This window comes from Arthrobacter sp. Bi26 (assembly GCF_918697925.1).
Taxonomy (GTDB): Bacteria; Actinomycetota; Actinomycetes; order Actinomycetales; family Micrococcaceae; genus Arthrobacter.
Genome location: NZ_CAKKMF010000062.1, coordinates 23,199 through 32,333 on the forward strand (window position 1 = coordinate 23,199; position 9,135 = coordinate 32,333).

General features: G+C 64.9%; 6 protein-coding genes. 1 reads left to right on the forward strand and 5 read right to left on the reverse strand.

What is annotated here, in order from left to right; translation table 11 throughout:
• Positions 1–2 precede the first annotated feature (2 nt).
• Entirely contained in the window at positions 3–1,529 is a 1,527-nt protein-coding gene (locus LQV16_RS16070) for a cytosine permease (RefSeq protein WP_229994904.1), read from the reverse strand.
• Between the two features lie 108 nt (positions 1,530–1,637).
• Here LQV16_RS16070 and LQV16_RS16075 point away from each other — a divergent pair, with 108 nt between their 5' ends.
• Entirely contained in the window at positions 1,638–3,182 is a 1,545-nt protein-coding gene (locus LQV16_RS16075; protein WP_229994905.1) for a PucR family transcriptional regulator, read from the forward strand.
• 30 nt (positions 3,183–3,212) lie between these two features.
• On the opposite strand, the gene LQV16_RS16080 is transcribed toward LQV16_RS16075, so the two are convergent.
• From LQV16_RS16080 to LQV16_RS16095, 4 genes are all read right to left on the reverse strand, one after another.
• Positions 3,213–4,025 (reverse strand): IclR family transcriptional regulator, encoded by an 813-nt coding sequence (locus LQV16_RS16080; RefSeq protein ID WP_229994906.1) that lies wholly within the window; start codon positions 4,023–4,025, stop codon positions 3,213–3,215.
• A 94-nt stretch (positions 4,026–4,119) separates the two neighbouring features.
• Positions 4,120–5,376 (reverse strand): aminopeptidase P family protein, encoded by a 1,257-nt coding sequence (locus tag LQV16_RS16085; RefSeq protein ID WP_229994907.1) that lies wholly within the window; start codon positions 5,374–5,376, stop codon positions 4,120–4,122.
• A gap of 60 nt (positions 5,377–5,436) precedes the next feature.
• A complete protein-coding gene (locus tag LQV16_RS16090; protein ID WP_229994908.1) occupies positions 5,437–6,846 on the reverse strand; it encodes an MFS transporter in 1,410 nt (469 codons plus the stop codon).
• A 681-nt stretch (positions 6,847–7,527) separates the two neighbouring features.
• Positions 7,528–8,898 carry an MFS transporter gene (locus LQV16_RS16095; RefSeq protein ID WP_229994909.1) on the reverse strand — a complete coding sequence of 457 codons (1,371 nt, stop codon included), beginning with the start codon at positions 8,896–8,898 and terminating at the stop codon, positions 7,528–7,530.
• Between the last annotated feature and the right edge of the window lie 237 nt (positions 8,899–9,135).

Genomic DNA, 9,135 nt, shown 5'->3' on the forward strand with positions numbered 1-9,135 from the left:
TGCTAAACGGCGGGGGTGGTTGACGTGACCGGAAGGCCGGTTGCGTCAGGTGAATCTGCGGTCTGTTCGCTGGGGGCGGGGACATCCAGGAACTTGCGGTGGAACCGCGGTCCGAGGACGGCGTAGGCGGCGGCGCTGGCCAGTCCCCCGGCGAGCCAGGACAGGTCCCATCCGCCCAGCGCGACGGCGATGGGCCCCTGCATGGCCGGCACCAGCCCGTACATGAACAGCCAGGTGGCGAAGATGCCGATGAGCAGGGAGGCGATGCCGGCCGGGTTCACGCCGGGCAGCCGCTTGGTGCCGACGGCGTCGAAGAGCCTGTCTGGGTTGCCGGGCCAGCGTTTCTCGATCCAGAAGTAGTGGACCAGCATGACCCCGCCCCAGGCAGCCACCCAGGCGACCAGCCCAATCAGCCAGGCGTCCAGTACCGTGGCGAAGTCTTCCTGGAAGATGAAGAAGATCACGACTGCCAGGGAGAAGACGCCGACGAACAGGTTCAACTTGCGCCTGCTGATGGAGATGTCCAGTGCCTGTGTGGCGACGGAAAAGGTGTAGATGTTCAAGATGTTGGTCGCGATCGGGCCGTGCAGCACCATGAGCAGCACGGGCAGAGCCAGCGCGCCGAAGTTCAGGACGATGAGTTTGCCGGGGTCTATTTCCCCTGTGTTGGTGGCCAGGCTGGCCCCCAGGATGCCCAGCCAGACGACGGGAATGAACTGGCCCAGCACCGACGCGAGGTAGACCTTGCGCTTGGGCACCGTGGTGCTGACGAAGCGGGAGTAGTCCGCGGCATAGGTGAACCAGGTGATGCCCCAGCCGATGCCGATGGCCGTCATGACCGCACTCATCGCGGCGATGCGTTCCGAGCCTTCCAGGATGTGGCCTGCAGGGCCGGCGTAGGTCCAGTTGATCTTCATGCCGAACCAGGCCACGGCGGACATCACGGTCAGGATGATGATGGTCGGCGGGACGGTCCATTTCTCGAACGCCGCGATCGCCTTGTAGCCGAACCAGGCAATGGTTACCTGCGCCGCCATGATGAACGTGGCGATGCCGATCTTCCATGCATAGTTGTGGGCCTCCGGGTCAACCCATCCCAGGGTTCCGAACAGCGCCATGACCAGATCCAGGATGATCCACGTGTTGACGGCACACCAGCCGATCACCAGAAGGGCCTGAATGGACGCCGGCAGGTAGTTTCCGCGCCGTCCGAAGGCGGCGCGGGCCAGCACCATGCCGGTGGCTCCCGTTTTTTGGCCCAGCAGGACAAAGCACCCGAAGAGCAGCATTCCGATCAGGTTTCCAAGGACGAGGACGGTGACCGTGTCCGCGAACCCCAGGCCGAGCTGGATGCCGAGCGCTCCGAGCACCCAGTTGATCGGGGCGAGGTTTGCTCCAGCCCAGATCCAGAACTGGCCGGACACTTTGCGGGTCCGCTCTGATTCGGGGATGGGGTGTAGCCACGCTTCGTGGTCTTCACCGGCTACCGGCGCGGTGCCGGCTGGGGCCGCTGGGGTTTTTTGACGCATTGGGAGCCTCCGGGGGTGTGTGGGATTCCTTCAAGATTATGTGTCGCAGGCCACATTCGACCATATACAATGTGTCCAAATAAACGTAGATCAACGCGACGGAGTGTCATGTCCATTCGTCTTGAAGACGCCCTGAACCATCCGACGCTGGCGGCCGCCGATCCCATCATCCGGGCAGCGGCAGGGGCTGCCGCCAGGACCCAGCTGCGGTGGATCCACTCCAGTGAAATCATCGACATCGCGCCCTTGCTGGCCGGCGGGGAGCTTCTGCTGACAGGCGGGGAAGCTCTCGCCCTCGCCTCTGAGGAGCGGCAGGTCAATTACGTTCGCCAGCTGGCAGAGCGGGGTGTGGCGGCCGTAGCCATCGAGACCGGGGCGGCCCTTCCGTCGCTGCCGTCCTCGATGGTGGCGGCCGCCGAAGCAGCCGGCCTTCCGCTGATCGAACTTCGCGGTGTGGTGCCGTTTGTCGGGGTCATGCAGGCCATCAATTCGATGCTGGTCAGCGACTCGGTGTCCCAGTTGCGGCGGGCAGACGAGGCCAGTCACGCGATGGCCGTCGAGCTGGCACACGGCGGCGGCCTGGACCGGATTCTCGCCGTGCTGGCCGGTATCACCCATGCCGAGGTGACCCTGACGTCCGTCTCAGGTGCGACCCTGGCCAGCGCAACCCCGGGACAGCCGGAGGCCGCCGACGCCGACGCCTCCGCCCTGGGGCCGCAGGAGCAGGCACGCCTGATCCACATCGACGTTCCGATCCGCGGCATTCTCGCTGCGCAGCTGTTGCTCCGGATCCCGCCGGGCGAGGACGAGAACCTGGCCCGTACAGCCGGGAACCGCTCAGTGGACATCCTGGCCCTGGCACTGTTGCAGCGGATGTCTCCCGGGCTCAAGGAAGTCGCCGGGGCGGCCCTGCTTCGCGCGATAGATTCCGGCAGCCAGGCCTGGCGGCTCCAGCAGCTGGCTTCCGCGGCGGGGATTCCGCCGGCTGCCGCGCTCCTGGCCATCGTGATCCGGTCCGACATGCTCCAACAGCTCCGGGCTCCCGTGGAGCGTCTTCTGACCCGCGGGGCGCAGCCGAGCGCCACCTATGTCGACAACGCCGAGCTCCTGGCGGTGGCCGTCCTCCCGGGCGATAATCCGCGCGAAAGCCGGCACGCACTCCTGGCCGGCCTGCGTGGGCTGCCCGCACTGGCCGACACGCTCGTTGCCGTTGGCCCGATGTCCGCCGGGATATCGGAAGCTCCCTGGTCCCTGTCGGAAGCCAGGCTCACGCTGGAGTTGGCGGACACGCTGGGACAGTCACCGGCGGGGGCAGCAGGCCCGCACTGTCCCGTGATCGATTCCGAGGCCTTCGCCGTCGAACGCCTCGCGGTGGGAAGCCTGGACACCGAGCAACGGCGGAACTTCGTGCGCCGGCAACTTGGCGCACTCCTGGACCATGATGCCCAACGCAATTCGCGACTGCTCGATACCCTGGCCACCTGGCTGGATTCCGGATGCAACACCGCCCAGGCGGCCAGGGAACTGCACGTGGAACGGCAGTCGATGCATCAGCGGCTGCAGCGGATCTTCGAGCTGTGCGGCGGCGACCCCCGGCGAACGGGCCGGCTCGCGGCGCTGCATTTGGCCACGCGGCTGGCCCGGCTGAACTGAGGCGGGTGGGCTGCGCTTGCCGGCCCGGCGTCAGTCGCTGCTGCGGGACGCGCGGCCGCCCAGCCGCCTGGTGATTTTGTCGGCCGCAGCCGCGCACGCTTCGCCCAGTCCCTGCAGCCGTTCGCGGGAGACGCGGAACCGGGGCGCCGAGATCAGGACAGCCGCCACGACGTCGCCGCGGTGGTCATAGACGGGAGCAGCCACGCCCACTTCGTCGATGGAGGATTCGCCATAGTTGATGGCCCAGCCCCGGGCCGCCACATCCTTGAGCTTCATCTCGTAGCCGTCCAGGCCTGCGTCATCGAGTCCCGGGTAGCTGATCGCTCCGCTGCGCAGGAGCGTACGGACACGTTCGGCGGCCTCGGCAGACAGGAAGACCTGCACGGAGGCGCTCATGGCATCCGTGTACCGGGCGCCCAGCGGGGTGGCGTGCTTGATCTGGTGGTGGCTGGCGATCTGCTCCACGCACATTGATTCGGCGCCGTTCCACACCATGAGGGCGCCGGTTTCGCCGGTCTGTTCGGTGAGTTCACGCAGGACCGGGTAGGCCACACGCCGTTCTTCCAGTTCGGCCAGCAACGGTCCGGCGACGGCGATCAGTCCCAGCCCCAGCCGGAAGCGGCGGGTTTCCGGGTCCCGTTCCACCAGGTGTTCCTGTTCGAAGGTGGCCAGGATCCGGGAAACGGTGCTCTTGTGCAGGCCCACCCGGTTGGCGATCTCGGTGACGCCGAGCAGCGGTTCGTCCGGCGTGAACGTTCGCAGTACGGCGATGGCGTTGACGATGACGGAGGTGCCCTTGGTGTCGCCGTTTCCGGTAGTCTCGGGAGATTCTGCTGGGGTCATGGTGTCTACCATCATTCCGTATGAAGGCCGAAAAGCGGCGCCACGGTGGACGTGGCGCCGCTTCTCTGTCCGTCCCTTGTTGGGGGTGTGGGGGTCAGGCGCCCACGATGTTGTATTCGGGGCCGAAGGGGAACTTCGTGATGTTCTCGGCTCCGTCTTCACCGACCACCAGGATGTCGTGCTCACGGTAGCCGCCGGCGCCGGGCTGTCCGTCCAGGACCGTGATCATGGGTTCCATGGAGACCACCATGCCCGGTTCCAGCACGGTGTCGATATCCTCGCGGAGTTCCAGTCCGGCTTCGCGGCCGTAGTAGTGGCTCAGGACGCCGAACGAGTGTCCGTAGCCGAACGTCCGGTTGGCAAGCAGTCCGTGACCCACGTAGATCTCGTTCAGCTCGGCGGCGATGTCCTTGCAGACAGCTCCCGGCTTGATGAGCTCGAGGCCGCGCTTGTGGACCTCTACGTTGATGTTCCACAGTTCCAGGGAGCGGGCGTCGGGTTCGCCGTAGAACAGGGTGCGCTCCAGTGCGGTGTAGTAGCCGGAGGTCATGGGGAAGCAGTTCAGGGACAGGATGTCGTGTTCTTGGATCTTGCGCGTGGTGGCCCAGTTGTGGGCGCCGTCGGTGTTGATGCCGGACTGGAACCACACCCAGGTGTCACGGATTTCCGAATCCGGGAAGGTCCGGGCGATTTCGTGAACCATGGCTTCGGTGCCGATCAGGGCGACCTCGTATTCGGTGATGCCGGCGGTGATGGCGTTGCGGATGGCTTCGCCGCCGAGGTCGCCGATGCGGGCTCCGTGCTTGATCACCTCGATCTCTTCGGCCGATTTGATCATCCGCTGGCGCATCGCGGCCTGGGCCACGTCCACCAGGGCGGCCCCGGCAAACGCCGCCTGGATCTTGTTCCGGTTGTCCAGCGGGAGCGAATCGTCTTCGACGCCGAGCCGGCGGGGGTTAATGCCGCGGGTGCGCAGCGCCTCCTGGATGGCGAAGATGTAGTTGTCCCGGCGCCAGTCTGTGTACACCACGTTGTCGCCGTAGCTGCGCCGCCACGGCATGCCGGCGTCGATGTTGGCCGTGACAGTCACGGTGTCGTCCTTGGTGACCACCATGGCGTAGGACCGGCCGAAGTAGGTGAAGAGGAAGTCAGAGTAGTACTTGATGGAGTGGTAGCTGGTCAGGACGACGGCGTCCAGGTCCTTCTCGGCCATGATGCGGCGCAGTCCGCCGAGCCGGCGCTCAAATTCGGCGTTGGAAAAGGTCAGCTTTTCCTTCTGCCCGTTGTGCAGGACTTTCAGTCGCTCCAGTTCGGCGATGGATGAAGCGTTGTTGGAGGTTGTGATGGTCATGGTGGTGGTGCCTTTCTGCGGTGCTGTTCTTTGGAGGGGAAAAATTGGGGCGTCGGCCGGCTAGTCGTGGCGCAGCGGTTCCTTGCTGGTTTCACGGGAGAGCACGACGGCGATCAGGGAGATGGCCGCGGCGCCGGACAGATACCAGGCCGGCGCCAGGTCATTGGCTGTCGCGGCGATCAGGAGCGTCGCCATGAACGGCGCAGTGCCGCCGAACAGCGCGTTGGAGAGGTTGAAGCTGACGGCGAAGCCGCTGTAGCGGACACGGGTGGGGAACATTTCCGCCAGGAAGCTCGGAAGCGTGCCGTCATTGAGCGTGAGCATGCCGCCCAGCAGGATCTGCACCAGGACGATCACCAGGAAGTTCCCAGTGCCCAGCAAGGCGAAGGCTGGCACGGTCAGCAGGATGAAGCTCAGGGATGCGGCGATGAGTACCTTTTTCCGGCCGTAGCGGTCCGAGAGCATTCCGGTCAGGAAGATAAACCCGATGTACGTCACCAGGGCGATGGTGGTGGCCAGGAAGGATTCGGCCGCGCCGAGACCGAGTTCCGAAGACAGGTACGTGGGCATGTAGCTCAGGATCACGTAGAACCCGACGGCGTTGAGCAGCACGGCTCCGACGGCTTTCAGCAGCAACCGCCAGTGGTTCCGGAAGAGGCTGGATACCGGGGCCTTGATGGCCTGGTCCTCCTCTGCCAGTTCGCGGAACACCGGTGTGTCTTCCAGCTTGGTGCGGATGTAGCGTCCGATCAGGCCCATCGGGGCGGCGAGCAGGAACGGCAGTCGCCACCCCCAGCTCTGCATCGCTTCGGCGCTGAGCAGGATGGTCAGCAGGCCCGCGAGCAGGGAGCCGAGCAGCAGGCCCGCGGCCGTGCTGGCCGGAACCACCGCAGCGTAGAGGCCGCGTTTGTTGGCCGGGGCGTACTCCACCAGGAAGGCGGACGCGCCGGCGTATTCACCCGAGGCGGAGAAGCCCTGGACGACGCGGACCACCAGGAGAAGGATCGGGGCCCAGATGCCGATGGCGTTATACCCCGGGATGAGGGCGATGCAGAAGGTCGCTCCGGACATGATCAGGATTGACAGGGAAAGCGCGGTCCGGCGCCCCACCCGATCACCAATGTGGCCCCAGACGAAGCCGCCGAGTGGCCGCACCAGGAACGAGATGGCGAACAGGGCGAAAGTCAGCAGAAGCGCGGTCTGGGGATTGGACTCGGGGAAGAAGACCGCGGCGATTGTTGCGGCCAGGTAGCCGTAGACGGCGTAGTCGAACCATTCGACGAAGTTCCCGATGAAACTTGCGGCGACCACCCGCCGTCGGGTCTCCCTGCTGACCACGGGATCTTGCCCGCCCGGGCCCACACGGCCGCTCAACGTGGCCTGTCCGGAGGAAGTACTGCCATGCCCGCTATTCGACTCCGGGCCGATCGGCCCCGCAAGTGGGGCCGGGGAGGAAGTTTCGTTACTCATGTGTCCACCAAAGTGTTTTGGGGTTGCAATCAGTGCAACGCTGTTGCACCAGATTAGGCGTGACCTGTGACACAGTCAATGCTTTTTGTTTTCCGTCTTACAAATTACTCCGAGGAAACCGCGACAGAGGAGTTCAGCGGACACCTGCCAGGCCGCAGAACGATCGTTGCAGTCAACGAGACTGAGTTGCATTCATTACGCCGTGCGCGCGTCAGCTTGTGAAAAGCTTGAGCCAGGCAGCGGCGCGGTTCCCTCCGGGGCGGCGCGGTGGCACACTTGGGGGACTATCGAGTGACTGGGGGGATCCACGTCAGGAGATCGTTATGGGCATTCTGGTACACGCGCGCACTTCGGACCGCCGGTCGGCGGTAAAGCCATGATGGCCGGGTGGGCCTATCTCATGGCGGGAATCATGACCGTCGACGCGCTCCTGCTTGGCTTGCTCCTGATGAACGTGAAGTGGCCGAAGCGCTGGAAGAAAAACGGCTGAGGCTTCGGGAACGGCCGCCCACGCAAAACGCCCGGCTGGAAGACACCAGCCGGGCGCGTGCGAGATCTACTCTTGACTACCTAAACACCAGCGGTGTCACAATCACCCTGACATCCGCCAGTCGAGTCCACGTTCATTGACCGCGTTTCCCGGTGCGCGGGCCGGCGGCACAGACTCGGTGCAGTCGCAGCTCAGACCCTGCGCTGCATCTCGCCGTCGGGAGCTACCGCGGCGTCAGCCCCGGAATCTTGCTCTGCGACAGATGACGCCCGCAGCGAACGGCCGCTGGTTTCCGGCAGCAGGAAAGCAGCCAGCAGCGCCGCAGCGGCAATGGCCGTGAGGTAGATGGCGGGGGCGAGCTTGTTCCCCGTACTGGCGATCAGGAACGTGGCGACAAAAGGTGCCGTTCCGCCGAAGATCGCGTAGCTGACGTTGTAGGTGATGGCCGAGGCTGTGTACCTGACGGCCGTCGGGAACACTTCCGACAAAAGGACTGCCGTCACCACGTTGGCCGTCACGGCACCCAGGGCCAACAGGAGCTGGCCGGCCAGCGCGTTGCCGAATCCCCCGGTGGAGGCGAGCAGGTAGGCGGGGACCGCCAGGCCGCCTAGAAGGAGGCAGGAAGCCACCATTGTGGTTCGACGACCGACCCTGTCGCAGACCCTGCCTAGGACCGGTGCCATCGCGGCGGCAAACGCCAAGGCGATGACGTTGCTCATGAGGACCTGGTCGGCCGGTAGATGCGCAACCTCCCGCAGGAACGTGGTCATGTACGTGGAGAACGTATAGAAGGACAGCGCCGTCAGGCTGATGTATCCGCCGAGGGCCAGCATGGGATTCCATTGCAGGCGCAGGGTTTGGCGAAGGGGCGCATGTACTGCGGTTGCGCTATTGAGCACTTCCAGAAACATCGGGCTCTCGTCCAGCCTCTGCCGGATGTAGAACGCGACGAGGCCAAGCGGAACCGCCACAAGGAACGGGACGCGCCATCCCCAGCTGTCCATGGCTTCCGCCGGAAGGTTGGCCGTGAGCAGATAGCACAACAGGGCTGCACCGCAGAACGAGGCGAAGGTTGCCGCCGGCATCCAGCTGCTGTAGCGAGACCGTTGATCTGCGGGGGCGTGTTCGATCACGTAGGTGACCGCGCCGGCGTACTCGCCGCCCGCGGACAGACCCTGAACGCTGCGGGCCAAGGTCAGCAACACGGCGGCCCAGATGCCGATGCTGGAATAGGACGGCAGAAGTCCGATGGTCGCGGTTGCGCCGGACATCAGAAGGACCGTCAAGGCAAGAACCTTTTTCCGGCCAATGCGGTCTCCGAGGGCACCGAAGAAGGCGCCGCCCAGGGGTCGCAGGGCAAAGGCGACGGCGAACACGGCGAACGTCTGCAGCAGGCCGGTGATGTGGTCCCCGGCCGGGAAAAACGTTCTTGCGATGACGGGGGCGAGGAATCCGTAGATCGCGAAATCAAACCATTCAACGACGGTGCCGGCAGCGGCGGCGCCGGTGACTTTGCGGAGGGTGGTTTTACTGCTGGGGGTTGCGGTGTAAAGCGTTGTCATGGTGGCTCCCATGGTTGGAAGGGCGTAGTCATTGTTTCGCGGCGAACAGTGCAGAGCGATCCGCGTCCTGGCGTTGTTGCTTTATAGCCAAATTAGTTGGGTCTTATGCGACTGAGATGTGCCGATGTGATACGGCACCGCAAAGCCGATGAGTGCCTCCCGGCAGGGACGAAAAAGGCGGCTTCTCACTGAGGTGAAGATGGCCGCCCTTTTCGGGCGTGCGGGTGGGTTAGGGGG

Coding starts and splice junctions, on each gene's coding strand:
- LQV16_RS16070 (WP_229994904.1), bottom strand. CDS start 1,529: ATGCGTCAAAAAACCCCAGCGGCCCCAGCCGGCACCGCGCCGGTAGCC.
- LQV16_RS16075 (WP_229994905.1), top strand. CDS start 1,638: ATGTCCATTCGTCTTGAAGACGCCCTGAACCATCCGACGCTGGCGGCC.
- LQV16_RS16080 (WP_229994906.1), bottom strand. CDS start 4,025: ATGACCCCAGCAGAATCTCCCGAGACTACCGGAAACGGCGACACCAAG.
- LQV16_RS16085 (WP_229994907.1), bottom strand. CDS start 5,376: ATGACCATCACAACCTCCAACAACGCTTCATCCATCGCCGAACTGGAG.
- LQV16_RS16090 (WP_229994908.1), bottom strand. CDS start 6,846: ATGAGTAACGAAACTTCCTCCCCGGCCCCACTTGCGGGGCCGATCGGC.
- LQV16_RS16095 (WP_229994909.1), bottom strand. CDS start 8,898: ATGACAACGCTTTACACCGCAACCCCCAGCAGTAAAACCACCCTCCGC.